The 24,816-nt window shown below is 47.0% G+C and carries 27 protein-coding genes and 1 tRNA gene; 15 read left to right on the top strand and 13 right to left on the bottom strand.

The features are described from left to right. Window positions 1-173: 173 nt before the first annotated feature. A complete protein-coding gene (locus EKM92_RS12480) occupies window positions 174-1,406 on the top strand; it encodes an aminopeptidase (protein WP_125711299.1) in 1,233 nt (410 codons plus the stop codon). 476 nt (window positions 1,407-1,882) lie between these two features. On the opposite strand, the gene EKM92_RS12475 is transcribed toward EKM92_RS12480, so the two are convergent. Then, window positions 1,883-4,213, bottom strand: coding sequence for an ABC transporter ATP-binding protein/permease (locus EKM92_RS12475; protein ID WP_125711297.1), 2,331 nt, complete (start codon window positions 4,211-4,213; stop codon window positions 1,883-1,885). A gap of 162 nt (window positions 4,214-4,375) precedes the next feature. On the opposite strand from EKM92_RS12475, the gene EKM92_RS12470 reads away from it, so the two are divergent. Continuing rightward, window positions 4,376-4,846 carry a MarR family winged helix-turn-helix transcriptional regulator gene (locus tag EKM92_RS12470; protein ID WP_125711294.1) on the top strand — a complete coding sequence of 157 codons (471 nt, stop codon included), beginning with the start codon at window positions 4,376-4,378 and terminating at the stop codon, window positions 4,844-4,846. Between the two features lie 177 nt (window positions 4,847-5,023). On the opposite strand, the gene rbsK is transcribed toward EKM92_RS12470, so the two are convergent. Beyond that, window positions 5,024-5,950 (bottom strand): ribokinase, encoded by a 927-nt coding sequence (rbsK, locus tag EKM92_RS12465; protein WP_125711292.1) that lies wholly within the window; start codon window positions 5,948-5,950, stop codon window positions 5,024-5,026. Window positions 5,951-6,365: 415 nt separating this feature from the next. On the opposite strand from rbsK, the gene EKM92_RS12460 reads away from it, so the two are divergent. Further along, complete coding sequence (locus EKM92_RS12460; RefSeq protein WP_125711290.1) at window positions 6,366-7,538, top strand: MFS transporter; 1,173 nt, start codon at window positions 6,366-6,368, stop codon at window positions 7,536-7,538. Between the two features lie 38 nt (window positions 7,539-7,576). Here EKM92_RS12460 and EKM92_RS12455 read toward each other — a convergent pair whose 3' ends face one another. Together EKM92_RS12455 and EKM92_RS12450 are read right to left on the bottom strand one after the other, a co-directional pair. Then, a complete protein-coding gene (locus tag EKM92_RS12455) occupies window positions 7,577-8,746 on the bottom strand; it encodes an iron-containing alcohol dehydrogenase (protein ID WP_125711288.1) in 1,170 nt (389 codons plus the stop codon). Window positions 8,747-8,833: 87 nt separating this feature from the next. Beyond that, window positions 8,834-9,505 (bottom strand): zinc metalloprotease, encoded by a 672-nt coding sequence (locus EKM92_RS12450; RefSeq protein WP_125711287.1) that lies wholly within the window; start codon window positions 9,503-9,505, stop codon window positions 8,834-8,836. Window positions 9,506-9,612: 107 nt separating this feature from the next. Here EKM92_RS12450 and EKM92_RS12445 point away from each other — a divergent pair, with 107 nt between their 5' ends. Together EKM92_RS12445 and EKM92_RS12440 are read left to right on the top strand one after the other, a co-directional pair. Continuing rightward, window positions 9,613-9,942 carry a DsrE family protein gene (locus EKM92_RS12445; protein ID WP_125711284.1) on the top strand — a complete coding sequence of 110 codons (330 nt, stop codon included), beginning with the start codon at window positions 9,613-9,615 and terminating at the stop codon, window positions 9,940-9,942. Window positions 9,943-10,067: 125 nt separating this feature from the next. Next, window positions 10,068-10,141: transfer RNA gene (locus EKM92_RS12440), tRNA-Arg, on the top strand. A 66-nt stretch (window positions 10,142-10,207) separates the two neighbouring features. Here EKM92_RS12440 and EKM92_RS12435 read toward each other — a convergent pair. From EKM92_RS12435 to EKM92_RS12425, 3 genes are read right to left on the bottom strand one after another with little or no spacing between them, the layout of a single operon-like run. Next, window positions 10,208-10,630, bottom strand: a complete 423-nt coding sequence (locus tag EKM92_RS12435) for a DUF3284 domain-containing protein (RefSeq protein ID WP_125711282.1) — start codon at window positions 10,628-10,630, stop codon at window positions 10,208-10,210. 18 nt (window positions 10,631-10,648) lie between these two features. Further along, window positions 10,649-11,917, bottom strand: coding sequence for a DEAD/DEAH box helicase (locus EKM92_RS12430; protein WP_125711279.1), 1,269 nt, complete (start codon window positions 11,915-11,917; stop codon window positions 10,649-10,651). 6 nt (window positions 11,918-11,923) lie between these two features. Further along, window positions 11,924-12,901 (bottom strand): Gfo/Idh/MocA family protein, encoded by a 978-nt coding sequence (locus EKM92_RS12425; protein WP_125711277.1) that lies wholly within the window; start codon window positions 12,899-12,901, stop codon window positions 11,924-11,926. 145 nt (window positions 12,902-13,046) lie between these two features. On the opposite strand from EKM92_RS12425, the gene EKM92_RS12420 reads away from it, so the two are divergent. The 3 genes from EKM92_RS12420 to EKM92_RS12410 all read left to right on the top strand — a co-directional run bounded on the left by EKM92_RS12420 (window position 13,047) and on the right by EKM92_RS12410 (window position 14,673). Continuing rightward, on the top strand, window positions 13,047-13,421 hold the full coding sequence (locus tag EKM92_RS12420) for a DUF4828 domain-containing protein (RefSeq protein WP_125711275.1): 375 nt from the start codon (window positions 13,047-13,049) through the stop codon (window positions 13,419-13,421). 96 nt (window positions 13,422-13,517) lie between these two features. Beyond that, on the top strand, window positions 13,518-13,940 hold the full coding sequence (ndk, locus tag EKM92_RS12415) for a nucleoside-diphosphate kinase (RefSeq protein WP_125711273.1): 423 nt from the start codon (window positions 13,518-13,520) through the stop codon (window positions 13,938-13,940). Window positions 13,941-14,052: 112 nt separating this feature from the next. Beyond that, a complete protein-coding gene (locus EKM92_RS12410) occupies window positions 14,053-14,673 on the top strand; it encodes a hydrolase (RefSeq protein ID WP_125711271.1) in 621 nt (206 codons plus the stop codon). Window positions 14,674-14,711: 38 nt separating this feature from the next. Here EKM92_RS12410 and EKM92_RS12405 read toward each other — a convergent pair whose 3' ends face one another. Further along, a complete protein-coding gene (locus EKM92_RS12405) occupies window positions 14,712-15,305 on the bottom strand; it encodes a DUF1054 family protein (RefSeq protein ID WP_125711269.1) in 594 nt (197 codons plus the stop codon). Window positions 15,306-15,367: 62 nt separating this feature from the next. Here EKM92_RS12405 and EKM92_RS12400 point away from each other — a divergent pair, with 62 nt between their 5' ends. Next, window positions 15,368-15,805 carry a YueI family protein gene (locus EKM92_RS12400; RefSeq protein WP_164510001.1) on the top strand — a complete coding sequence of 146 codons (438 nt, stop codon included), beginning with the start codon at window positions 15,368-15,370 and terminating at the stop codon, window positions 15,803-15,805. A 38-nt stretch (window positions 15,806-15,843) separates the two neighbouring features. Here the strand turns inward: EKM92_RS12400 and EKM92_RS12395 are convergent, their stop codons facing one another. Continuing rightward, complete coding sequence (locus tag EKM92_RS12395; protein WP_125711265.1) at window positions 15,844-16,041, bottom strand: helix-turn-helix transcriptional regulator; 198 nt, start codon at window positions 16,039-16,041, stop codon at window positions 15,844-15,846. A gap of 143 nt (window positions 16,042-16,184) precedes the next feature. Here EKM92_RS12395 and EKM92_RS12390 point away from each other — a divergent pair, with 143 nt between their 5' ends. Continuing rightward, a complete protein-coding gene (locus EKM92_RS12390; protein WP_125711263.1) occupies window positions 16,185-16,583 on the top strand; it encodes a helix-turn-helix domain-containing protein in 399 nt (132 codons plus the stop codon). On the opposite strand, the gene EKM92_RS12385 is transcribed toward EKM92_RS12390, so the two are convergent. Further along, window positions 16,563-18,227 (bottom strand): hypothetical protein, encoded by a 1,665-nt coding sequence (locus EKM92_RS12385; RefSeq protein WP_125711261.1) that lies wholly within the window; start codon window positions 18,225-18,227, stop codon window positions 16,563-16,565. The genes EKM92_RS12390 and EKM92_RS12385 overlap by 21 nt on opposite strands. A 110-nt stretch (window positions 18,228-18,337) precedes the next feature. On the opposite strand from EKM92_RS12385, the gene EKM92_RS12380 reads away from it, so the two are divergent. The 3 genes from EKM92_RS12380 (at window position 18,338) to EKM92_RS12370 (ending at window position 21,471) form a co-directional block, all read left to right on the top strand. Then, entirely contained in the window at window positions 18,338-19,615 is a 1,278-nt protein-coding gene (locus EKM92_RS12380) for a replication-associated recombination protein A (protein ID WP_125711259.1), read from the top strand. A gap of 1,034 nt (window positions 19,616-20,649) precedes the next feature. Beyond that, the gene (locus EKM92_RS12375; RefSeq protein ID WP_125711257.1) at window positions 20,650-20,925 is read left to right on the top strand and encodes a hypothetical protein; all 276 of its coding nucleotides are present in this window, start codon (window positions 20,650-20,652) and stop codon (window positions 20,923-20,925) included. A 54-nt stretch (window positions 20,926-20,979) separates the two neighbouring features. Next, on the top strand, window positions 20,980-21,471 hold the full coding sequence (locus EKM92_RS12370) for a universal stress protein (protein WP_125711255.1): 492 nt from the start codon (window positions 20,980-20,982) through the stop codon (window positions 21,469-21,471). Window positions 21,472-21,492: 21 nt separating this feature from the next. On the opposite strand, the gene EKM92_RS12365 is transcribed toward EKM92_RS12370, so the two are convergent. Further along, entirely contained in the window at window positions 21,493-22,365 is an 873-nt protein-coding gene (locus EKM92_RS12365; RefSeq protein ID WP_125711253.1) for an RluA family pseudouridine synthase, read from the bottom strand. A gap of 72 nt (window positions 22,366-22,437) precedes the next feature. On the opposite strand from EKM92_RS12365, the gene EKM92_RS12360 reads away from it, so the two are divergent. Further along, the gene (locus EKM92_RS12360; protein ID WP_164510000.1) at window positions 22,438-23,199 is read left to right on the top strand and encodes an alpha/beta hydrolase; all 762 of its coding nucleotides are present in this window, start codon (window positions 22,438-22,440) and stop codon (window positions 23,197-23,199) included. Window positions 23,200-23,202: 3 nt separating this feature from the next. After that, complete coding sequence (locus EKM92_RS12355) at window positions 23,203-23,499, top strand: hypothetical protein (protein WP_125711249.1); 297 nt, start codon at window positions 23,203-23,205, stop codon at window positions 23,497-23,499. Here EKM92_RS12355 and EKM92_RS12350 read toward each other — a convergent pair. Beyond that, window positions 23,489-23,917: a MarR family winged helix-turn-helix transcriptional regulator gene (locus tag EKM92_RS12350; protein ID WP_125711247.1), complete on the bottom strand. Its 429-nt coding sequence runs from the start codon at window positions 23,915-23,917 to the stop codon at window positions 23,489-23,491. The two genes, EKM92_RS12355 and EKM92_RS12350, sit on opposite strands and share 11 nt — an antisense overlap. Before the next feature lie 108 nt (window positions 23,918-24,025). After that, on the bottom strand, window positions 24,026-24,816 hold a 791-nt coding region (locus tag EKM92_RS12345), incomplete at its 5' end, for an EAL domain-containing protein (RefSeq protein ID WP_225420809.1).

Raw genomic sequence — 24,816 nt, 5'->3', positions numbered from 1 at the left:
GCAATCATTATTATTAAGAAAATACTAAAGTCATTCAGTCGCCCTTTTCAAGACTAAACTTTTCCGATTCTAGTTTGAAATTGACCGTCTTGACGCCACCACAATTGTTATCTAGGTGAACCAACAGCGATTATGGTATGATGAATCAAATGAGAAAAAAGTGAGGAAGCGCCATGACTTTACCAAATTTCACTGAGAATTTAAAAAAATATGCGACTTTGGCTGTCGATACTGGTGTTCAGGTAAAACCTGGTGACACCGTCTACTTACAGATCAGCACTGAATTACGTGACTTTGCGGCGTTAATTGTTGAAGCGGCATATCAACGCGGTGCAGCTGAAGTGCAACTTTGGTGGCAAGATGACGCCATTACGCGCTTGCACATGCAACACGAAGCCGAAGACCGGTTGTTCAATCAATCTCCCGATGTTGAAGCGCGGTTTAACTATTGGTTGGATCATCACGCCAAACGCATCACCGTCACCAGCGGCGATCCCGATAATTTAGCTGGTATTGATCCTTTACGCATCGCAGGCTTCCAAAATGGCTTCCAAAAGGCCTATGGCAATTTGATCAACGCCATTTCAAACAATCAGATCTCTTGGACAATTCTTGGTGCGGCAACGCCTGCATGGGCCAAGAAGGTTTTCCCGGATGTCGATGTCGACACTGCAGTTGACCAACTCTGGACCGCAATTTTCAAAACCACGCGGATCGATCAACCTGATCCTGCAACCGCTTGGAAACAACATGACCAAACGCTTTCCACCAAATCTGCTTGGCTCAATGACATGCAATTTGATGCGTTGCATTATCAAGCCCCTGGTACTGACTTGACTGTTGGTTTACCAGAAAATCATATCTGGGAAGGCGCTGGCTCCTTCAATCCTCAAGGCGAAGAATTCATGGCTAATATGCCGACTGAAGAAGTCTTCACAGCCCCTGATAACCGTCGCATTGATGGCACAGTTACTTCTACAAAACCTTTATCCTACGCTGGCACGATTTTGGAAGGCATGCATTTCACTTTTAAAGCAGGGCAAGTGGTTGCTGCCCATGCCGATCAAGGCGATGAAACCTTGCAACACTTACTGGCAATTCCTGGTGCCCGATCGCTTGGTGAAGTCTCTTTGGTACCAGATCCAAGTCCGATCAGTCAATCTGGGATCATCTTTTACAACACCCTTTTTGATGAAAACGCCTCTGATCACATGGCTTTAGGAACTGCTTATCCTTTCTCGATCGCGGGTGGGATTGACATGAGTGCTGATGAGCTCAAAGCTCATGGATTGAATGTCGCAGACACCCATGTCGACTTCATGATGGGTTCGGCGGAAATGGATATTGATGGCATCACAAAAGATGGCAAACGCGTTCCGATTTTTCGTCATGGCGATTGGGCTTAGTCGTTAACATTTCATCTTTGAAACATCGTCTGAATGCAGTCAGACGGTGTTTTTTTATTTGTGGTTTGGACACCATCATTATTTTGATGAAATTCTTGTCACTTTAAGCCTGAGTTTGTACATTTAGGTACAATGTTTCTTGTTGCAATCGGTTGCAATCGTGTTATATTAAGGGCAAGTTAATTCCGACCGGTTTCGATATGCGCGCAAAGAATGATTTCCGGGAAGAAGTAACGGGGTCTTGCGGCGTCGGTCGACCTGCAGGCTTGTGCCATCTATGCATCGATGCAGACCGGGTCGCACACCGCGATCGGCACATGAGCTTTACCTGAATGCTTTCAATGCTTACAAAAAGCCCTGGGTAGGCGGTTTCCCCGCTAGCACGCCCAGGTACATACGCAAAATTTGCCGTCATTGACGGCTATTTTTCGTCAAAAAAAAGCGGCTGGCCTGAAGGGCCAACCGTTTCTTTGTGATTATTCTGCTCGTAACGCGATCGCTGCATCTTTCTTCGCAGCCATGCGCGCAGGCACATGCCCACCGAGAATCGTCAAAATTGTCGAAATCAAAACTAAGACAATGGCATGAACTGGATTTAACACTGCCACACCAGATAAGCCGGTAACACCCGCTAATATGGAGTTGATCGGGAAGGTCAATGCCCATGCCACGATCACCCCAAAGATCCCAGCACCAAATCCTAAAATAAAGGTTTCAGCGTCAAACACACGGGTGATATCTTTTTTGCGGGCCCCTAATGCTTTTAAGACCCCAATTTCTTTGGTTCGTTCCAGAACCGATGTGTAAGTGATGATCGCAATCATGATCATTGAAGTCACCAGCGAGATCCCAGCAAACGCGACTAAGACATAGGTGATGGCATCCATCAAACCACCGGTCATATCAGACACAGTGCCGGCTAAGTCGGTGTAAACTACTTTGTCTGCTTTGGACTTGCCTTGGTTGTACTTGTCCAAATATGCCAACACTTTATCTTTCAACTTAAAGGTCGTTGGATAAATTTGAATCGAACTTGGCTTACTGGAGCCACCTAAGCTGGTCAACAAGGCAGAACGCGTGGAATTATCCATGGTTTGCCCAGTGATCACATTGGTAGCACTCGCTTTTTGTGCCGTGACGATGTCAGAGTTTTTGTTAGTATTCAACACATCTTTCGTCAAGGCAGCGCTATAAGCGATCCCACTGGATAACAAGCCATCGGAGTTCTTGGATTTCACGCGAACGATCCCAGCAATGGTCAACGTCTTCGTGTTTGACGCATTCGCCATTTTGGCATAATCCGTACCTGGCATATAAGTCCCTGTCGGCAACTTTGCATAATAATCGTTGTTGGCAACAACTTTAACTTGAGTGCCGACTAAGTCTTTATATTGCACCTTTTGACCTTCTTTAGCCGTATAGCCAAGGTTCTTCAAGGCGTTAATATCAACAGAGTTATCTTTGTTCACAACCAAAATGATATCGTTAGCGTTGGTTGGGTATTTCCCCGCGATCACTTTGTAGTAAGTTTTCAAGAAACTTTGGCCACCATTGCGATCGATCGGATAAACCGAACCACCGATCCCAGTCGAAGCCGCCATCATCGCGCTAGCATTGACTGTGTTGCTATCAGGATCAGAGGTCGAGAAGGTCACAGTTTTGTATTTGCCATCGACTTCTCGAATCAAGTTCATCCCAGTACCATAAGTGACCGCGATGTTTTTGGCATCTTTTTTCGGCATTTGGTTGATATAATCCAAATACTGGTTGGTCAATTTATTGGTATGTTGGGCTTTTTCGGCATCTGATTTCTCTGCTGTGAGATGATCTGCTTTCGAGAAAGTCTTGGTTTTCGTCCCAGTCATCATCGAACTGGTATCTGTTCCAGTTTGTGAAATGGTCACTGGCATTGACGCCATTGCTTCTGACTGCGTTTTATCGATTTGCTTTTGGAAGCCGTTGGACAAAGCCAACACTACAGCAATGGAAATGATCCCGATACTGGAAGCAAATACAGTTAAGAACGTGCGCCCTTTTTTCGTCCGAATGTTGTTGAAACTCAGCTTCAACGCAGTCCAATAACTCATTTTGGTGCGATTGAGTTTGAACTCATCAGTTTTTTCATGTTCAATATGGGGATTGGAATCATGTTGAATCTGACCGTCAGCAAATTCGATCACCCGATCCGCGTATTTCCGGGCCAATTGTGGATTATGCGTGACCATGATGACCAAACGTTCTTTGGACAAATCACGGATCAACTTCATGATTTCTTCTGAAGTTTCAGAATCCAGGGCCCCAGTTGGTTCATCAGCGAGCAAAATTTCTGGATCGTTAGCAATCGCACGGGCAATGGCCACCCGCTGCATTTGCCCACCAGATAATTGTTGCGGGGACTTGTGCATATGCTCTTTTAAGCCGACGCGGATCAAAGCATCTTCAGCACGCTGTTTCTTTTCAGCGGCTGGCACACCAGAAAGCGTCATTCCCATTTCCACGTTGTCGATGATCGACAAGTGAGAAATCAGATTATAGGACTGAAAGATGAAACCAACAGAGTTATTCCGATAAGCATCCCAGTCGGCGTCTTTGAACGCCTTCGTCGATTTGCCTTTGATCAGCAAGTCGCCTGAGTCATAGCGATCCAACCCACCAATAATATTGAGCATGGTGGTTTTCCCAGAACCTGAAGGCCCTAAGATCGCCACAAATTCTTGTTGGCGAAAAGCCACGGACACATCGTCTTGGGCTTTGGTCGTGGTGCCACCCACATTGTAATATTTCTTGATATGTTTTAATTCAAGCACGTTGCTCTCCCCTTTGATGCCACGCGGACTGCGCCGACATGGATACTTGACAATTGCTAACTATATCGGCATACTTAACAATTGTCAATTGATTCATGACCATTTTGTGAAAGATAGGTCCTAAGGCTGAATTTTTTATGAAAATGGTCCAAAGGAGTATGCATGGGGAACGCAACATCAGATGAACACATTGAACTATTCGGTCAGTTATTTGCCACTTTGGCGCAAGGCTTAATGCAGAACCTCTCAATCGAAGAGCTCGGATTAACGCCACAACAAATCATGACACTGATCATGGTATACTCGCATCCAGGGATTACCATGAGTAAACTTGCCGAGTTAATGGGCACCACTGCCCCACAGCTGACCCGGACGATCGCGGCTTTAGAAGCGCAAAATTTTGTCGAACGGATCCATAATCCTGAGAATCGGCGGCAAGTGTTAGTGATGCGCACCAAAGCTGGCGATGCCGTCGCTGAAGCGCACATGCGCAAAGTCCAAGGTCGGATCAATGCACGTTTAGCCGGCTTATCAGCAACAGATCATGTCAAATTAAACGACGCCATGCAAACAGCGATTCATCTGTTTGCAAAAGTTGGCATCGTCCGGATGGATCCGACAGAACATGATTGACGAGTCCTAGTTCACGTCAACCTAGACATCTATTGGATAGGTCCTTAAGAATAACAGTGCCCCTGTCACGGTCAATGATCAAACCGTGACAGGGGCACTGTTATTTCTTGGCGTGTCATTTGGCACGCGCCAGAACCGACATGAACAAAAGTTGTCTCAGTGCGTTGCAGTTCACCATTAACGATTCGTTAAGACATCAACCACGGTTTGACGCTGGGGAATCGAAGGAAACGCACCAAGGGTTTGGACAGTAAACGCACTGGACATGCTAGCATAGCGGATCGCAGTCTCAAAATTGCTGAAATCTGGGTTAAGCTCAGCGGCCAAAGCGCCGATAAACGTGTCCCCTGCAGCAGTGGTATCGACAGCCTTGACTTTAAACGCAGGCACGATCATCTCTAAGTCCCCATATGAAACGTATGAGCCTTTAGCCCCTAAAGTAATGATCACAGCTTGCACCCCATGATCATGGTACCACGCGGCGTTGGCTTGCATTGAAGCCAAATCAGTGACTGCGATCCCAGTGATCAGCCCGCTTTCAGTTTCGTTGGGGACAATAAGATCCGTCACTGCCAACAATTTGTCTGAAAGCTCAGTTTGTGCAGGAGCTGGATTTAAAATCGTATGGTGCCCCACTGCTTTTGTCTGGTCAAACGCCGCTTGAATGACGCTAGTCGGCACTTCAAACTGCGCGATCGTATAATCCACATCGGTTAAAGTGGCTTGGCGATCCATGATATGTTCAGCACGCAAGACAAAGTTTGCCCCATGCTGGACAATGATGGAATTTTGACCACTGGCTTGCAACAAGATGTAGGCTTGACCTGTTTGCGCGTCTGCAAAAGTCGTCACCCCTTGCGTATCAATGCCGTCAGCGGCCATTTGGTGCAACATAAATCGACCGTTGTCATCATGACCCACCCCACCGATAAACGCCACTTTTGCACCTGCACGTGCCGCTGCCACCGCTTGATTGGCCCCTTTGCCTCCAGCAGCTTTCGAAAAAGTCTGCATGCTGATTGTCTCACCAGGCTGTGGGAGCCGATCAATGTGTAAGATACTGTCGACGTTAATGCTACCGACGACTGCAATGGAATTTGTCATGGCTGTTCCTCCTCAGAGATCACATTTGCTCATGATCTATTTTAACGCAAAAGGGTAATTACTCGTGCAACAGTCTCCAGAATCGCGATGAAGGCAGTAGCGTCGCGAAAAATATTGTGCTTGGCAGTGACCGTCTGCTAACTGTTGATTGAAATACCTACTCCTGATCCATTCTCAGCGCTTTGACGATCACTCAAATCCCATCATAACGTTGTTGATGCCTGTATTCGCATGCTTAGTGTATCACCGTATTGTTCCCCGCTGTTTAGCTATCTTTCGATAAATCCGATGGCGTCGCAAATTGCTGTTGAGACGAAAACAACGCTGTTCAAGTCACCTCACGTCAACACATAGCAATTCGATGGTAAATTATGTTAGAATTTTCTTTATGTATTCATTCATATAGGAGGTTAATATGTCTCGTCCGGTTAAACGTACCATCGCGATTTTGATTTTTAGTGAGTTTTTGATGTTACTCGGCATGAGTTTGATTTGGCCAGTGATGCCTTTCATCAAAAACGACTTACACCTTAGCGCGTTAGATATGGGGATCATGTCCTCGCTTTATGCCTTAACGCAGTTCGTCACCAGCCCGATCATTGGCCGCATGAGTGATAAGCTCGGCCGCAAACCGATTTTGATCGGTGGCCTCGCACTATTTGCCATTTCAGAAGTCTTGTTCGCCTTGACGAATCATTTGTACATGTTTGACCTTTCACGAATCATCGGTGGGTTAGCAGCAGGGATGTATATGCCGACAGCACAGGCATTGGCTGCTGATGTCACCGATCACCGCCAGCGAGCAAAAGTGATCGGTTGGTTATCCGCCGCATTATCTGGTGGGTTGATCTTAGGGCCTGGGCTTTCAGGGATCTTAGCAAATTACGGGTATAAAACGCCATTTTGGTTTGCAGCTGGTTTAGGCCTTGCAGGAATGTTGGCAACGATTTTCTGGTTACCTGACGATCGTAAACTGGAAAAATTCCAAGATACTTTGACCCTCCCTCAAGCCTCTGCCGATTGGAAAACCGTGTTAACAGGGCCAATGGTGATGTTATTCACGTTGATCTTAGTATCGAGCTTTGGCCTGCAAGGGTTTGAAAGTATTTATAGTATTTTCGTGAATGAAGTTTTCCACTTCACGTTAAATGACATCGCTTTGGTATTAACCTTAAATGGGATCATCTCATTGACCATACAAGTCTTGTTTTTTGACCGTTTGATCATTTGGTTAGGAGAAATCAAATTAACGCGAATCGCTTTTTTTGCCAGCTCTGCTGCTGTCGCTTGGATCCTTGTCACTCATGCCAAGTGGGCAGTCACGGTGGCCACGTTGATCGCCTTTACCGCCTTTGACTTGTTGCGACCGGCGATTACCACGTTGTTGACCAAGCAAAGTCGCGACAATCAAGGGGTGATCAACGGTTTGAACATGTCGTTGACTTCCGTTGGGAACATCGTCGGACCATTGATCTCCAGCGCCTTGTTAGATTGGAACTATCATGTGCCTTACTTGGTCGTCGTGATTTTCTTAGCCGCTTCATTTGGTCTCACCTATACTGTTCGCCTGCATACAAAAACCGCTTGATCCCCCATTGGGAGTCAAGCGGTTTTTCATTGCGATGATTATTCGGCGTCGTAAGCTTTTTGGAACAATTCGACGATTTGTGCCTTCGTCGCTTTGCGTGGGTTGGAAAAGGCATTGCCATCTTTTAACGCATTCTCAGCCATTAATTCAAAATCTTCAGGCTTTGCCCCTAAGGCTTTGATTGACGTTGGGATACCGACGTCTTGTGACATTTGACGCATCGCTTTGATCGACAATTCTGCGGCGTCACGAACAGATAAACCATCGACATTCTCACCCATTGCGATCGCTAAATCACGGAAGCGTTCTGGGCAGGCAATGATGTTGAATTCTTCGACAATTGGCAGCAACAGCGCACAGCATACGCCATGAGGGGCATCATATTGACCGCCGAGTTGATGCGCCATCGCATGAACGTAACCGAGGTCAGCGTTGTTGAACGCCATCCCTGCTAACATTTCGGCTTCGACCATCCCAGAGCGAGCTTCCAAGTTATGGCCATTGGCCACAGCTTCACGCAAGTTTTTTTCGATCAACTTGATGGCTTGTAAGCATTGGCCATCTGTGATGCTGTTGCGATTGGTAGACACATATGGTTCGATGGCTTGCACAAAAGCATCCATCCCCGTCGCCGCCGTCAATTTAGCTGGCACATCTAATTGTAAAGATGGGTCGTTGAACGAAACCAATGGAATGTTGCGCCATGAGACCACAACAAACTTCAAATGTGTTTCTTCATTGGTGATCACACAATGGCGCGTTAATTCAGAGCCGGTGCCGGCAGTGGTGTTAACCGCAATTAATGGTGGCAAAGCATTTTCTAGCGTTTCGATACCAGCTAATTTGGTGATATCATCCCCGTTAGTCAAAATAATGCCTGTCCCTTTACCAGTATCATGGGCAGAGCCGCCACCAACAGTGATGATCGAATCACAGTTCTCAGCTAAATACTGCGCTTTGGCTGCTTGAATATTACGGACTTTTGGATTTGGTTCGACACCGTCATAAATGCTGTAAGTGACACCAGCTACTTGCAGTGAATTTAAGGTTTGTTCAACTGGGCCATCAGCGACGCCAGCTAGAAATTTATCAGTCACCACTAAAGGATGGGTCATATTCAGCATTTTAGCGCGTTCGCCGATTTTAGCAATAACGCCGGGGCCAAAGAAGTTCACACTTGGCATTAAGAAATCAAAGTTGGTTTTCATAGATGTTGCCTCCTGAATAATTTACTCCTTCAGTATAAGTGACCAAATTCACAATACAACGGACACCGACGCGAATCTGTCCGTTGACTAGAAAAGGGCCAATAAACGATTCACCACCATCGCGATCACGGCCATGATCACCACCACCGCCGACAACAAAATGTTAGCTTGCCTCCAAATCGTTATCCCCGCAGGCCACAGCCATGCCGTTAACAGCGCGGCTAATCCCAACAAGATCACAACGATTGGTAAGCCGATCAACGTGTTTTTGAGATCTTGTGGCGATAAACTTGCCCCGAAAGTTAATAAAATGGTTAGCAAGCTCCAACCGATCACCCAAGGCCAATCTGGCTGTGGACCAACGTTTAACAACGCAGAGAAAGGAACATTGTGAAACCATGCGCGTTTACCGACTGCCAATAAAATCCCCCCGATCCCCCACACAGGTGCCGCACTTGCTAAACCAACACCCAAGCGTTGTCGCAATGAATGGCGATTATAGTTGAAGGTCACATGGGCCGCAGAGTCTTGGTCTGGCCGCATTGAAAAGCCACTGATGCCAACGCCGAACAACCAACCGACTATGGCATGTAGCAACTCATGAACCAAGATGCCTGGTTTCATCAGCCACAGTTGACTATTGGCCTTGCCAGTACGATTGACCACTTGTTGGATCGTCATCGCATTAAGCCATGATAACACCAAGCTAGCAATCACGAGAATCGCTAGCGTAAAACCTGCAGTTTGAACAATTTCCATAAATGACTCCTTTCGATGATGTCACAATTTCATGTCATGCAATTGAAAACGGTTTTTATAAAATTATTATGCTATGATGAAGGCAAATCGATCAGGGGGCATTATTGATGGACGTGATCTTTCATATTGATGAACCAAGTAAATGGCCAGTATTGTTGAGTAACGTGCAACATTATCAAGAGTGGCTCCAAGCCCAAAGCGATAACTCTAGCTTGGAGATTTTGATCAATGGCGAAGCAGTGGTTCAAGCCACTAGTCAAAGCGATATCGATTTATGCTTGTTGGCTCGCGATGTCAATATCGCAGTTTGTGCGAATTCATTGCGGCAACGTGGGATCACGCAAGATCAATTGCAAGGCGGTTTAGAAGTCGTGGCTTCTGGCGTCGTTGAATTGGTTAAACGCCAACACGAAGGCTTTGCTTACATTAAACCATGATTCAGGCGCCTGGGCGAATCTAGGCGTTTTTTTATTTATTTTTGAAGAAAACCACCCTTCACAGATTTTTTTAAACGCGGCAAAGTTGCACCTGCGACATTCTCCACGTATAATTGAGTGAGTTTGCAGCAGTAGCTCACCTGGATAGAGCAATAGTTTCCTAAACTGTAGGTAGTGAGTTCGAGTCTCACCTGCTGCATCGACACAACTAAAAAGTGAGGATCGATCCGGGAAGAGCCCCTTTCGATCCTCACTTTTTTGATGTTTAGGCTTGGTGGTAACTGGCAGCGATTTGATCAAGCATTTTGATCAAAGACTTTTTGCGGCTGTGACCTAACAACAACATCATGAGCTTTTGATTGAAGTCACGCATCATGCTGTTGAACTGACTGCCTTCTTGATAAGTCACTTGCACTTTGCCATCTTGAGTTTCTTGAATATCATAAGCGACTGAATAACTGCCGCTGGTCATTTCAGTTTCAAAAGCATACTCACGATTGACCACATTTTTGGTGATCTTAATATGCGCATTCATTTTGCCGCCGACCATTTTACGATATTCATAGCCTTGCAATGCCGCTGGCTTCAAACTTTCGCCAGTATTTTGTTTGATATCATATAAAACCGAATCAATCACTTTCGTGTAAAAATAGCTGGCTGGACAATCCAATGTACGTGTTAATTTCATTAATGTTCCCCCCGGATTCTACTTGGCAGTATGTTTGCCTTTGTTTTTGCGATCACGCAAGCGTTTCTTCTTGTGCTTTACCACCGGCTTTGGTGCTGGTGCGGCAATGCGTGCCTTGCGTTCGACCACTGGTTGATCAGCACTTGGCTTGGTTGCAGGTGTTGCCACTTTAGGTTTGGCCTTAGGCGCTTCAGTGGTTAACTTGCCATCTACCAAATACCCGCGGCGTAGGTCATATTGTGGCACTAATTTCTTCAAGTCGCGGCGATCGTGATCATCACCTAACGTGACCACATAACCAGAGTTCCCCATGCGACCAGTACGGCCGGCGCGATGAATGTAGGCTTCTGCTCGCTTTGGGGCCCCAAAGTTAACCACTGCAGGCAACTTTTTGAGATCTAAGCCGCGACCAGCGAGGTCTGTGACCAACAATAAGGTGACTTTATGTTTACGAAAGGCCGCTAGCGCATTCGCCCGGTTGATACTGCGGTCATTGCGAGATAACACCGCATATTTCACCGCTTGATGGTGTAAAATGCTGGCGACTTTTTCCAGTTGACCGTTATTATTGAAGAACACTAACGCTTGGAAATCATCTAAATGGGCCAACGCCCGCAACCATTCGACGCGATGGGCATTGTCGGTTTGGACAAATAAATGTTGGACAGCACCTTGGGTATGATCAGTTTTGCGAACATCGATAGTTTGGGCTTCGATGCCAAACCACTTGTCTAATTCAGCAAGCATCGGGCTAGCTGTCGCTGAGAAAAAGCCCATTTGCGTTTCTGCAGGACTCGCCATTGTCAACGCGCGGACTTGATCAAGGCCTGGTTCACGCAATAATTCATCGGCTTCATCCACCACAATGGTTTGCAAGGTATGCAACTTCAATGTCCCGGCGTTAGCTAATTCCACTAAGCGACCGGCAGTGCCGACCACGACTTCTGGATGGGTTTTAAGTTGTTCTTTTTGGCGTTTAACGTTGGCGTTACCCGTCACCCCGATCACCCGCAAGCCGACTGCCTTAGCATATGGCTGCAAGACATTGCGGGTTTGGATCGCCAGTTCTTGTGACGGCGACAAGATCAACAATTGGATGCCATCACCTGGGACCATTTTTTCAAGAAGTGGTAAGCCAAACGCTAAGGTTTTACCTGAACCAGTTGGCGCTAAGCCCACCACGTTCACATCTTGTTTCAGCGGTTGGTATACCGCATCTTGGATCTGAGTCGGCTGGTCGAAACCAGCGGCTTGCCACAAAGGGCGAAATGCTTCTGCTATCAATATTTTCTCCTATTTTGGATCAGTATCAAAAATCAAGTTTGTGCCTTGGCGCAGTTGCCCCATCACCTGATGGACTTGTTGCGCTAAACGCCATTGTTTTTCAAACGCTGCGTGATCATCAGTCAAAAGCGCCTGAGCAAAGAAAGTGGCTTCTTCGATCATTGGATTATCCGCATGCGGAACTGACAAAGACTTTGGTGATCGGGCACTTAACCAAGTCAAATCATTCAACTCGCCTGGGGAATCAAAACTTAACGTGTCGCGGCCAAAGTAAATTTCAGAGGCAGCATGCGCGTTGGTGGTTTTACCCATGCGCAACACCACATCAAAATCTGGATATTGCAGGCGAGCGACGCCATCCCCGTCAACACCACTGGCTAAAAGATGTGGCAGATAAGTCGCGCTTTGCGGCATCCCAAACCAAGCAACTGCCGAACTCACTAAGTATACCCCAAGGTCCATCAATGCCCCACCAGCAAACTTCGTGGTGAAAATATTGGGATCCTCACCTGCTAAGTAAGCATCAAAGCGCGAAGAATACTTCATATAAGTTAACGTCGCCCCGCTGACTGGATGCTTGGCGATCAAGTCTGAAATCACCGCAAAGTTAGGATCATACAGTTGCCGCATCGCTTCAAACAACATCACTTCAGGATGTGCATCTAAAGCAAATTGAATCGCAGCGAGTTGACTAGGGTGTGTGACCAGTGGCTTCTCCACTAAAACATGTTTGCCAGCATTGATGGCGGCGATGGCTTGTTGGGCATGCAACGCATTGGGGCTAGCAATATAGATTACTGACACATCGCTGGCCAAAAAGTCTCCAAAATCGGTAAAGACTTGACCGTGACCGAAACTATCGACTAGCGCAGCGCCAGTGGCAACATGTCTGGAGTAAACCGCTGCCAATTCAAACTGTCCAGTTTGCTCTGCGGCTTGAATAAATTGTTTGGTGATCCAGTTGGTGCCGATCGTCCCCAATAACATGGCAAACCCTTCTTTCGTCGTATTGTCTCTATCATAACAAAGTTTCGTATGATTTGTCTTATTAGTGTCAGCCATTTGTAATCAGTTTGCGTCAACAACGTGTTATGATGAATTTAGTTAATCAATTTTTGAGGAGGCAAGGCAAATGGCCAGACCAGTTCACAATTTTATGCGAAGTTTAACGCAAATGGTCGATCATCTGCACAAGCCCAAAGCTAATCCGGCACTGGCCTTAGCCCAAACCTACACCGGCAACTTCGGGTTTTTAGATGAAGTCACCACCAAATCACATCAATTGAGCATCAGCCCTGAGCTCGACATTAAAATCGATGGCCGCGTGTTGCCTGGCCACGTCACTGGCATCAGCACTGAAAAGTTGACCTTTTTAGATCACTACGGCTATGAATTGATCATCACCAATGGTCCTAATGGTCCAGAATCAGTTTACGATGAAGCCGAAGCCGCCACTTATCGCATCTTGCATCCTCAATCTCAACCTACCGATTCAAAAGCCGACTAAACAGTCGGCTTTTTTCATTGACAATTTTCTGTAACAACTGGAAAAAAAGTCCTCGAAAATGTAAACTAAAGGTACCGAAGTTTTGAGGAGGACGTTATGTCAGAAGAATCTACATTGATCTTAGTCAAGCCAGATGGCGTGAAAGCTGGCCATATCGGAGAAGTGATCACCCGTTTGGAAAACCGCCGCTTTACCATCACCGCTTTGAAAGTGATCCAAGCGACCCCGGCGTTGTTGCAAGCACATTACGCGCAACTGGTCGACAAGCCGTTTTATCCTGGCATTGAAACGTTCATGATGGAAACCCCAATGGTCGCGATCGTCGCCACAGGGACTGATGTGATCGAATCATTTCGTAAAATGGCCGGTCCTACCAAGCCTGAAGATGCAATGCCTGGCACCATCCGCGGCGACTTTGCGCGCGCTTGGGGGCAACAACCGATCAAAAATGTGGTGCACTCCTCAGATTCTCTTGAAAGTGCTGAGCGTGAAATCAAAATTTGGTTCCCAGAACTGTAAATTGACCACCGCCGAATTCGGCGGTGGTTTTTTGCTTCAAATTTCCCAATTTTACCATTCAGGTGTAGCCTATGGGCGTTGGCTGTTGCATTGGTTTAAATGGAGGTATCTGATGACCAGTTTTCCAAGACGCGATCCGCGCACTGACAACTTATTGACCCCTGAAAATGCGGCATTGTTGGTGATCGACTATCAACCGACGCAAATCAATTCGATCCAAAGCATTGCCCATCCTACCTTGATCAAAAATGTGGCCATGACGATTCAACTGGCCCAAAGTTTTCATGTCCCGATCGTCTTATCCACGGTCAATGTTGAAACAGGCCGCAATGAAGACACCATCCCAGCATTGAAAAAATTGATGCCAGGCGTGACCAGTTATGATCGCACTAACATCAATGCTTGGGAAGATAAAGATTTTGTGGAGGCCGTCGCAGCCACTGGGCGTACGAATCTAGTGATCGTTGGATTGTGGACTGAAGCATGTTTAGCCTTTCCGACCCTTGATGCCTTGCAATCAGGATATGATGTGTATCCTGTGGTTGATGCTGTCGGTGGAACCAGCACGATTGCCCATGAGACTGCATTACGGCGGATTCAACAAGCCGGCGCACAGTTGATCACCAACGCGCAACTCGCTTGTGAGTGGCAACGTGATTGGAATCGCACGGAAACCGTTCCTGATTTTGTTCAGGCATTGATCAAAGCCGGGGATTTCTTCTCCTATGAGTAACATCAAACGGTCTGCGCCAAATGGCGGCAGACCGTTTTTTACTGGAGGTGACGATAAATCGGAAGCAATTGGTCGAAGTGTTCGACAATATCAACCCACAAAGCTTCAGGTGTTTGCCACAACGGATCAGTCCGCAAATAAGTTTTCCCAACTAACCATTCCCCACGCTTGACCGTTTGATAACGGTCATTTTGTAGCGTTAAATGAGCAGGCGTCAACGCGCAAGCGCCAGTTTTATCTGTATGATCACCAGATAATTGAAAATCTGCAGGCAACTGTAAAACAGTTGATGAAAGTCCTGACAAATCAGGAAAAAGCGACTTGGCTTCTTGCAAAACTGCCAACCATAAAAACAAGCGATCATCCCAAAAGCCTAATTCGATATGGGGCAACATTTTATAACCTCGGGCACTGGTCGACAAAGCTAGCCACGTGTCAACAGGCGGGTTTTTATGTCGGCGGGCATGTTTGGCAATGTGCAAATATAAAAGATCACCTGACCTGGTTTGGGCGCGGTTTACCAATGCGGTGCCAGCTTGTTCAAATTTCGGATCTAAGTCCCGGCGAATGCGGGTCAACCGGCCATTTAAGGTTTGATCATCAAAGACATTGAAATCGGTTTCCTTAAACATCTACAAACCTCCTGAACGACGTGTTACAATCTGGGTATATGATACCATATGGAGGGATTATCTTGTCAGAACAAGACCCAACTGACCGCTTGATGCAAAATCTCAACGGCACCCCGCAAACCTTACCTGATCAACGCCGACTCTATTTAGGCTCGCTAAGAGAACGGGTAGCTTTGGCGATCACGAATCAACAATTACAAGCTGACACGACGTTACCAGCATTTGTCACGGCGTTAAAGACCTATGCCCAAGACCCCACTTACAAAGTCTTGCTCAATGGTAAAGTCGATATGTCAAAAACTGCCCCTTATATGAAAGCAATCAAAGCGCAAGGCTTGGCGTTTACTTTGGTGAATGATGACACCGCAAGCCTCGATGCCAAACGCTTCTTCTTATTGGTCGTCAACCAACAAGCCATCGATCATGAAGACATTAGTTTACCGATCCCTCAAGTGGATGACAAACCAGCCAAGCGCCACTGGTTTGATCATTTCTCCTAAGTTAAAAACTGGCTAGTGCAATTGCACTAGCCAGTTTCTCATTGATGATTCGGATCGAAGAATTGTTCCCAAGCAACATCTAACTTCTTCGCCAAGGCCTTGGCCCGGGCAACTGTCGGTGTGCGCGCCGCTTGTTCATAGGCAGCTAGCGTACTCACCGGAATTCCTAGCAGTGAAGCGAATTGACGTTGGGTCATCCCCTTTGCCTTCCGCTTCGCGATCAGCCAATCGCGCATCCGGTTCACTCCAATCTCGTATCCGCTTACTACAAAATTACGTCACAATAAGTGCAACGTCAACTGAAAAATGCCCTAATTGTGGTTTTCTTTCAACTATACATTTTGTATTGTAAGCTAGCATTAATGAGGTGAAATTTTTTATGAACGCAGAACGGTTAAAACAACTTCGCACTGAGCACAAAGGGTTACGCCAAGTCGACCTCGCGCAGTCATTAGGGATCTCTGCATCCGCTTATTCTTCTTATGAACAAGGGGTGCGCGAACCTGATGATGAAACCAAACGGCATTTAGCAGATTATTTCAGTGTGTCATTAGATTATTTATTAGGTCGCACCGAACATCGTGCCACACCAATGTTAGCCGACGTGGATACGCAACTGGCCCATTTACTCTCGGAACTTGATGACAATGGCAGCCAACCCACGCTTGCAGGCCAGAAATTATCACAAAATCAACGTAAAGTCTTACGTGAATCTCTGGCTGGCACGTTAAACGTTGCTCGCGCTCTCACCCCAGATTCAACCAAGGCGCATCACTAAACCGGTGGCTAAATCACGCTTTTTGCCCATTTGTGCAACCGCATGTGGCCAAATTGCTGGAGTACCAGTGACACTGAGGATCTCGGCTTGATCAGCTTTGGTGGGATCATAAGCTTGATATAAATTGGCGATCACCATATCAACGCCAGCAATTTGCAAATTCAAAGCTTGCGCTGCTTGCACCGCAAGCTTTTTGTAGCCGGCTTCTAAGTCGTCAGTGACATCATAGCCGTCGGCACCAAAGCGGGTATTTGACGCTGCTCGCAACAACACTTGATGGCCACGAGGGATCACTTGATCTGCAGTCACCCCTTGCGCCTTTAACATCGCTTGCGCAGGTTCGTCTAACACGACAGGTTGCCACCCTAAAGGCCGACGCAAATTCTTATGACTGACTAATGCGGCAATACTGCGACGACCATCGCCAACGACATTGGCAGGCGTCACTTCCATCGCCGCGACCACTTGTTGATCTTGAACAAATAAGCGATAAGCAGCGCCTTTGGCATAAGCTTCGATCAATACTGGCCCATATTGCAAGGCTTGCGTGAACGCTTGGCGAAATTCACTTTCACTAGGTGGAAGCATGAACACCCGCACCCCTTGGCCATCATGGCCGATGGTTGGTTTGATCGCGATCGCCTTTTGGGCAAAACTCGTATGAAAATCATGTAAAGCTTGGGGCAAGTTGGTGTATACCGCAGCTGGTGGCGTCGGTAATTGACGTTCAGCTAAAAGTGCTTTAGTTGCAGGCTTTGACGTCGCTAAAATGGTAGCAGCATAGTCATTGCCAAGCCCACCGCCAGCAATCACATGATCATCGATTTTTAACACTGGCGTCGTGTCATCCAACACGGCGATTTTTTTCCCTAATTTTAAGGCGGCACTCAATAACAATTGATCATCTAAGCGCAATTGAGGATACCCAGCTAAATGCACCCCATCGTCTGGTGCTTGCACTTGTCGCCGCTTGCCAGCTTGCATGCTTTGAATCACCCGGACTGATTCAGGATCAAGCAACCGCGGGGTCCCCCACTGCGCCAAATCATCAGGCAACGTATTGCCTAATACCCCCCACAATGCGGCTTGCAACCACAATAAACTGGTCGTTTGGCTGCCAGTTGAGGTATTGGCTAAAATCGGCACCTGCTGGAGTTGTAAGCCAACGATCCCTTTTTGATCGATAGCTTGACCTAATAAACTTAAATCAAAGCCGTGATCGACCCCAAACATTTGTTGCAACTGTGGTTGTACCTTTGGCCAAGCGAGGCTTTCGCGTTGGTACCACCCATTATGAAATTCTGGATATTTAGGGGCATTTTGATTATCAGCGATCGCTAAAAAAGCGTTGTGGATCAAAGTCTCTGGCAATACCCAAGTCAACGTGAAAGGCTGACCTTGCAGCTCCGTATTTTGACCCAAACGTTCCAGCGACACGTTGACCGCTGACAGCAAACGGGTGGTTTCCCGCAAGTCACTAGACCATGGTAAGGTCACCACTAAGTTGCTTGCCTCAGTTTTCCAATAAGGTGATCGCGGTAAATTTTTAGCTGCTGGTCCTAATTGCACCGTCATTTTCAGTTGCGTTTGAGGTAATAAGCCGATCAAATTCAGTTGATCGATCATTTTTCCATAGTCGTACACGTTGATCATCCGCCTTTTTACATTGTCATCTTATCGTAACACGCTGGCAGTCACATGCAAGTTTGCCCAGTTGTGCTATGATGGAAAAAAATCATCAAAGGAGGATGATCATGCAACAACCGCTTGCCTTTCGGATGCGCCCGAAGAATTTGGATGAAGTGGTCGGCCAGCAACATTTAGTCGGTGAAGGTCAAATCATTCGCCGCATGGTTCAAGCTTTACGGCTGAGCTCGATGATTTTGTATGGCCCGCCTGGTACTGGGAAAACGAGTATTGCTAGCGCGATCGCTGGCACCACAAAATACGCCTTTCGGACCTTAAATGCGGCAACTGATACCAAAAAAGACCTTCAAATCGTTGCCGAAGAAGCCAAAATGTCTGGCACCGTGATTTTACTACTTGATGAAATTCACCGCTTGGACAAAACCAAACAAGATTTTTTGTTGCCACATTTGGAATCTGGTCGCATTGTGTTAGTTGGCGCCACCACTGAAAATCCTTATATGAGTATTTTGCCTGCGATTCGCAGCCGGACCCAGATCTTTCAAGTATTTCCGCTGACAGCTGAAGATATCGATCAAGCCGTCACCCGCGCTTTGGCGGATAAAACTCGCGGCTTAGGCAATTATCCAGTTATTTTGGAAAAAGCGGCGCGAGAATTTTTGACCCATGCGACGAATGGTGACTTGCGTTCTGCACTCAATGCTTTGGAGTTAGCCGTGTTGTCGACGCCTGAAGTCGATGGCCACATCACCATCACAGACACGATCATGCATCAATGTTTGCAAAAGCGTGCTATCGACGGCGACGCTGACGGCGATGCCCATTATGATTTGATCTCAGCTTTTCAAAAAAGTATCCGTGGCTCTGATGTGGATGCTGCCCTTCACTATTTAGCGCGGTTGATCACCATCGGCGACTTACCAAGTATTTTGCGACGATTGCTGGTGATCGCTTATGAAGATATCGGCTTGGCGAACCCACAAACTGCCAGTCGCACTTTAACGGCCATTCAAGCCGCTGAGCGCCTCGGGTTACCAGAAGGTCGCATTCCTTTAGCCAACGCCGTGATCGACTTATGCTTGGCACCAAAGTCCAATACCGCTATTGACGCCATCGATGCAGCGTTAGCAGATATCAAAGCAGGCCATTCTGGCGCGATCCCTGATGCTTTAAAAGACGCCCATTACAAAGGCGCTGCAGCCTTAGGCCATGGCGTAGATTATAAATTCCCCCATGACTATCCAGGCGATTGGGTCAAGCAAGACTATTTACCAGAAACCTTGCGTGATCGCCAATACTATACGCCTAAAACCACTGGGAAGTATGAGCAAGCCTTAGCCCAACGGCTCGCGCAACTCCATCAGCTCCAAGGGCGAAAAAATTGACAATCGCGGGGTAAAGTGTTAGTGAAAACAGCGCTACCAATGTTGAAGCCACGCTGTTTCACCTCAGGGGTCTGACTTGCATCTCAAGAAATATCATGCTATGATTTAACCATGGAAGTCACCTAAGGTATGCGCGCTTCCCATAATTCAGTTGACCGAACAGTTTCGAGACCTTGGGACCATCAGAGCCCAATGCCGTGTGATTCTTTCACTGAATCGCTAACGCCTTGGACGTTTGGACCCACTTGCTTATTAGCGGGTTTCAACAGAACGGGAAGAGAACGGTACTACTAGCCTTTCATTTAAGTCTTCGCGACTTAGCCGGCTTCGGCCGGTTTTTTTGTGCTTTCGAATTGACTTTTCAACTATTGTCGATCGACGGGTTTGTCATCAACTGAGGCTGCGGAAATGGACTTCGTTGGCAAGTGACCTCATTTTAGAAATAAACGATTTAAAAATTGGTATACATTGTGAAACTCATTGAAAACGCGATAATATCAAGCAATAGTTGGCACTTAAAAATATTCTCGACCGATTGGTTGCATTTATTTTAAAGTCATGATACCATCATAGTGAATTCCGCGAAGATCAAAGTAGTTGAGACTCGAGCTTGGCTTGCAGTCTTTGACCTTCATTGGTACGCTCGCCTTGGCTGTTGGTGACAGCAGTCAAAGTCCTACTACCCAGAGTGCGCATGACGAAACCGCGATCCGAGCTACGGTAACACAGGGTAAGTGAGCAACATGTGGGAGTCCGCCCACAGGCTTGGATAATCTTGGTAGCCATCCAAGTTCGCGCAGCTGGTGATTCTGCCTGTCTGATCCGGCGGGGAACGAAATCCTCGATATAATACCGCACCACCCTAAGGCGTGTTTCTTGCGCGCCAAAGGAACAAATGAGATAAGTAACGGACCACGGGCCAGTGTGAGAATTGCTGGGCCGTGGTTTTCGTGGCGCCAAACCTTTTACTGCGGTTGCCCCACTGGCTGATGGCAGGTACAATGAATTTAAAGTGTATTTAAAGGAGCTCAGTCATGACTGTCATCATGTTGATTTACGCAGTGGTATTATTTGCCTTAGCCGGCTATTTATTCGGCCATCGTCAACACAATTTTTTAACCTTGAAAGACGTTCCTGAAAAACTCGGGAAAACCTTATCCAACTACGCGTTATTGTTGATCGTCGCCGGCATCATTGCCGTGATTGCGGCGTTTGTCCCCAATCAGTGGTTGCAAATCGCAGCCTTGATCTTAGGCGCTTTGGCTGGTGGATTACTTGGCGCTCGCTTACCAAAATTTCTCAATATGTAAACGGCTTTCACAAAGCGCTTCAATGGCTTATAATAAAGTTAAGAGGTGATAGACATGTTACAACAATACAAACACATTTTGGTTGCGATCGACGGCTCTTATGAATCTGAATTAGCTTTTGAAAAAGCGATCGCTGTTGCCAAGCGTAACGACGGGGAATTGTTCATGGTGCACACCGTCGACACCCGCGCGTTTCAAAACGTGTCCAGTTTTGACTCCGCCATGGTCGAACAAGTCACCGAAACCGCGAAGCAAACCATGGAAAAATACATGCAACAAGCTAAAGACGCTGGGTTGCAAAAAGTCAGCTACACCATTGAATATGGTGCCCCAAAAACCATTATCGCTCGCGATATGCCGAAACAACACAACATTGATTTGATCATGATCGGTGCTACCGGCTTAAATGCAGTGGAACGTTTGTTGATCGGCAGTGTCACTGAATATGTCACCCGCAACGCCACTTGCGACGTGTTAGTGGTTCGCACCGATTTACAAAATCAACCGGCTTTAGCCTCCACCAAGAAGCCAAAACCAACGAAATAATTGTACAAAAAAGCCGGAAAATTAATTTCCGGCTTTTTTGATGGCCGCCTGCCAAGCTTTTGGCATCGGCAACGCCGCAGTGATCTGCGTTTGCGTGAAGGGATCTTGAAAACTTAACTCGCTAGCTTGTAGCAATTGCGTCGAAAATTCACTGAGATCGCCGCCGTACAAAGCATCCCCAACCACTGGATGGCCAAGATAAGCGAAATGCGCGCGGATCTGATGGGTGCGGCCAGTTAACAAGTGAACCCGCACCAAAGCGTTGTTCTCCCCTTGCGTCACGACTTGATAATCGGTGATCGCATTTTGCCCGTTTGGATTGACTTCTCGATGGATGCCATCGCTAGCTTTGGCCAAAGGCGCCTCGATGCGCCCACTTTGCGGCAATTGCCCTGAGACCACGGCCAAATAACGTTTGGTGAGTTGGGCGTTGACCCCTAAAGCATCCAATCGTCCTTGGGCAAAGGGATGCTTCGCCACCAACACCAAGCCAGTGGTATCGCGATCAAGTCTGGTGATAATGGCTGGTTGCGGATGTTCGAAGCCTTGTTCGTGTAACCAGGCGGCAACCCGATTAAGCAGCGAATCATCTGGTGAACTCGGACCAGGCACACTGGCCAAGCCTGCAGGTTTATTCACGATCACCCAATTCTCCAACTCTTGCACCACAACCAAAGGCTTGGCGCTCAACGCCACATGCCCTTCATCCGGTAATTCAAACCGCACTACCGCCCCTGCTTTAATTTCACGATTATGCGTTTGACGTTGGTGATCGACCCAAACCAACTGTGCGTCAAATAATTTTTTTAATAGCCGGTGGCTGACCCCTTGTTCAGCTAACGCGACTTTAACAGTGGTATTGCGAGGCGCTATGGTGGTAAAGCTGAATCGCATTTTCTCCTCCTTGAGACGGTTGGTTTAACCGTCACCCTCGCGGTATAATTAAATTATTGTGGAGGGTGAATGATGTCAGAACTGCTAGATGTTGCATATGGCAACGATGCCTTACAAAAAATGGATCTGTATTTTCCAGATCAGCCAAACCAAGCACTGATCATTTATGTGCATGGTGGCGGTTGGATTCGCGGCGATAAACACAAAGATGCCGAAATTGGTCAACAGTTGGCCGCGGCTGGTTACTTGGTGGCAATTCCCAACTACCGCCTGTCGCCAGTACACCGGTTTCCTGATGCACCAAATGATATAGCCAATGCTTGCACGTGGTTAAAACAATCAACTTACGATTTTGATCGCGACCGCATCGGATTATTTGGGGTTTCCGCTGGCGCGACCATGGCCTTGATGCAAAATGAAGCGGGACATTATCCCACTGTAGCTTGGAGCCCTTTGCTTGACTTTGCCGCATGGCTACAAGATCACACCACTGTGCGCGCAGCAGTGGCGGCGACTGGACCTAAGCCATTGGCTGAAGCAGCCTTTTACAAATATGTGCTGCAAGCATACCTTGGCGCCTTGGATCCAGAATTGTTAGCTGAAGCGGATCCGTTAGTCGGGTTGAATCAAAATCTCGCCCCGACGTTGATCTGCAATAGCCAACAAGAACTGGCACCTTTGTCGCATGCTTTGCGTTTTCAAGGCAAAGCCGCAGGACTTGGTCAAAGTGTCACCATTCAAGTGATGCCTGGCCATCATCATGCGCGTGGGTACACTGCGCAGGCGATGCCAAATACCATCGACTTTTTCAACTATCACCTATTAAGGAGCTAATTTATGCCACTTCTCAGTTTGATCATTGACGCCCTTGCGTTTGGTAGCTTATATTTGCAACGCCAAGGCAACTTTTCCACTAGCTTAGGCTTCGGCGTCCAGATCATTTTCACCATTATTTTGTTGATTTTTGTCTTCGGCTATCGCGGACAGCGCAAAGGTCGGTTCAACTTTGACACTTGGTCACATGTCTTCACCTTACCATTTGCCTTGATTGTGATCTCCTTCATCGGCAACGGGCTGCTCGCCTTTTTATATTACCTGAACCTCAGTGGTGCCAACTCGTTGATCATGCGTTAAGTTCTTGGCTTAAGCGATGCAATAAATTTAATAATTGGGTGTGCTCAGTGGTGGTCAGTAGACTTTCCACTGCGGCTTCACGATCATGGAAAACGCCGTGGATCTTCACCACTAAAGCTTGGCCTTTGGTGGTAAGAGACACGGCTTTTTGACGTTCATTGCCAGCGACAACTGCCCGTGAGACCAAATCGCGCTGTTCCAACACTTTCACTAAGTTGGTAACTGTGGCATCTTGCTTCCCTAAATAATCAGCAAGCTTTTTTTGACTGGTTTGTGGGTGTTTGGCGATGAATAATAAGCTCCGTGCTTGGTGGATCGTTAAACTCAGTTCCCGCAGCTTACTTAAAATGTGGCCTTGATTCAAGGTGTTCAAGCGGTACAACGCTTCGACGACGCTGTGCTCGTTTTCTAGTTCCATGAGGTCCTCCTATTGTTTCAATGATTAATAGTTTAGTGGACAAGTATTGTTGGTGCAAGTCCAAACCACATAAAAAGAGCCCATTGACAGGCTCTTTTTGCTTAGTCGCTATAATAGTGGCGTATTTTCTGAGGTTTGTAGCTTTTCAGCTGGGCGCGAGAAGTAAAAGCCTTGTAGCCAGTTGATACCCAAATGATGCGCCAATTGTACATCTTGAAACGACTCGATGCCTTCTAACGTGAAATCTACGCCAGCGTCATTTGCCAAGGCCTTCCACCGCGGAATATCTGTCGGCGCTTCGGCAACACGATCGAGATCACGCATATTTTGCAAGGCATACTTCAGCATATCCACATGCGGTGTGAGTTGTTTGACCAATTCAAAATCATCAAGATCTGTGCCCACATCATCTAAGGCTAAGCCGATCCCTGATTGGCGATATTGTTGACCGATCGTTTGAATTTCTTCAAGCGTTGGTGCTTGAGTAAGTTCGACAGTCAAATTACCCAAATCAGGCGTGCGGCCAGCAAACGTGATCAGCTGTTGCATGGTATCTTCGGCGGCAAATTGTTTAGCCGTTAAGTTGATCGACACATTTTTGATCGGTAAATTCCGCAACACATGTTTCATCATCCGCATTTGCATTTTAACCGTAATTTCGAAATCATGTGGTAGTAACCAAGCGTTTTGCTCAGCATTCCAAGCCCGTAATAACAGTTCATAGCCAGATGGCTGTTGGGTTTTGCTATCAACAATGGCTTGGGTGAAATAAGTGTAAGTGATCAACGCTGAGCCTCCTTTTGGTTGAGTTTCGTATTCGACAGTCAAAAACCACCCGTTAAACGGGTGGCTTGCTCTGGGGCTATAAGCCCCCGTTACCGGCAGCGTCTCAAGGCGCT

The organism is Lacticaseibacillus porcinae, assembly GCF_003946305.1.
GTDB classification, from domain to species: Bacteria; Bacillota; Bacilli; order Lactobacillales; family Lactobacillaceae; genus Lacticaseibacillus; species Lacticaseibacillus porcinae.
Note: the sequence above shows the minus strand (reverse complement) of the source record. Positions and strands in the feature narration are given on the sequence as shown.

What these genes read in the sequence shown, in the direction of transcription:
- EKM92_RS12470 (WP_125711294.1), top strand. Translation starts at nt 4,376, where the DNA reads ATGGGGAACGCAACATCAGATGAACACATTGAACTATTCGGTCAGTTA.
- EKM92_RS12375 (WP_125711257.1), top strand. Translation starts at nt 20,650, where the DNA reads ATGACTGTCATCATGTTGATTTACGCAGTGGTATTATTTGCCTTAGCC.
- EKM92_RS12360 (WP_164510000.1), top strand. Translation starts at nt 22,438, where the DNA reads ATGTCAGAACTGCTAGATGTTGCATATGGCAACGATGCCTTACAAAAA.
- EKM92_RS12380 (WP_125711259.1), top strand. Translation starts at nt 18,338, where the DNA reads ATGCAACAACCGCTTGCCTTTCGGATGCGCCCGAAGAATTTGGATGAA.
- EKM92_RS12435 (WP_125711282.1), bottom strand. Translation starts at nt 10,630, where the DNA reads ATGAAATTAACACGTACATTGGATTGTCCAGCCAGCTATTTTTACACG.
- EKM92_RS12370 (WP_125711255.1), top strand. Translation starts at nt 20,980, where the DNA reads ATGTTACAACAATACAAACACATTTTGGTTGCGATCGACGGCTCTTAT.
- EKM92_RS12350 (WP_125711247.1), bottom strand. Translation starts at nt 23,917, where the DNA reads ATGGAACTAGAAAACGAGCACAGCGTCGTCGAAGCGTTGTACCGCTTG.
- EKM92_RS12390 (WP_125711263.1), top strand. Translation starts at nt 16,185, where the DNA reads ATGAACGCAGAACGGTTAAAACAACTTCGCACTGAGCACAAAGGGTTA.
- rbsK (WP_125711292.1), bottom strand. Translation starts at nt 5,950, where the DNA reads ATGACAAATTCCATTGCAGTCGTCGGTAGCATTAACGTCGACAGTATC.
- EKM92_RS12420 (WP_125711275.1), top strand. Translation starts at nt 13,047, where the DNA reads ATGGCCAGACCAGTTCACAATTTTATGCGAAGTTTAACGCAAATGGTC.
- EKM92_RS12445 (WP_125711284.1), top strand. Translation starts at nt 9,613, where the DNA reads ATGGACGTGATCTTTCATATTGATGAACCAAGTAAATGGCCAGTATTG.
- ndk (WP_125711273.1), top strand. Translation starts at nt 13,518, where the DNA reads ATGTCAGAAGAATCTACATTGATCTTAGTCAAGCCAGATGGCGTGAAA.
- EKM92_RS12480 (WP_125711299.1), top strand. Translation starts at nt 174, where the DNA reads ATGACTTTACCAAATTTCACTGAGAATTTAAAAAAATATGCGACTTTG.
- EKM92_RS12425 (WP_125711277.1), bottom strand. Translation starts at nt 12,901, where the DNA reads ATGTTATTGGGGACGATCGGCACCAACTGGATCACCAAACAATTTATT.
- EKM92_RS12410 (WP_125711271.1), top strand. Translation starts at nt 14,053, where the DNA reads ATGACCAGTTTTCCAAGACGCGATCCGCGCACTGACAACTTATTGACC.
- EKM92_RS12460 (WP_125711290.1), top strand. Translation starts at nt 6,366, where the DNA reads ATGTCTCGTCCGGTTAAACGTACCATCGCGATTTTGATTTTTAGTGAG.
- EKM92_RS12450 (WP_125711287.1), bottom strand. Translation starts at nt 9,505, where the DNA reads ATGGAAATTGTTCAAACTGCAGGTTTTACGCTAGCGATTCTCGTGATT.
- EKM92_RS12405 (WP_125711269.1), bottom strand. Translation starts at nt 15,305, where the DNA reads ATGTTTAAGGAAACCGATTTCAATGTCTTTGATGATCAAACCTTAAAT.
- EKM92_RS12395 (WP_125711265.1), bottom strand. Translation starts at nt 16,041, where the DNA reads ATGCGCGATTGGCTGATCGCGAAGCGGAAGGCAAAGGGGATGACCCAA.
- EKM92_RS12365 (WP_125711253.1), bottom strand. Translation starts at nt 22,365, where the DNA reads ATGCGATTCAGCTTTACCACCATAGCGCCTCGCAATACCACTGTTAAA.
- EKM92_RS12455 (WP_125711288.1), bottom strand. Translation starts at nt 8,746, where the DNA reads ATGAAAACCAACTTTGATTTCTTAATGCCAAGTGTGAACTTCTTTGGC.
- EKM92_RS12355 (WP_125711249.1), top strand. Translation starts at nt 23,203, where the DNA reads ATGCCACTTCTCAGTTTGATCATTGACGCCCTTGCGTTTGGTAGCTTA.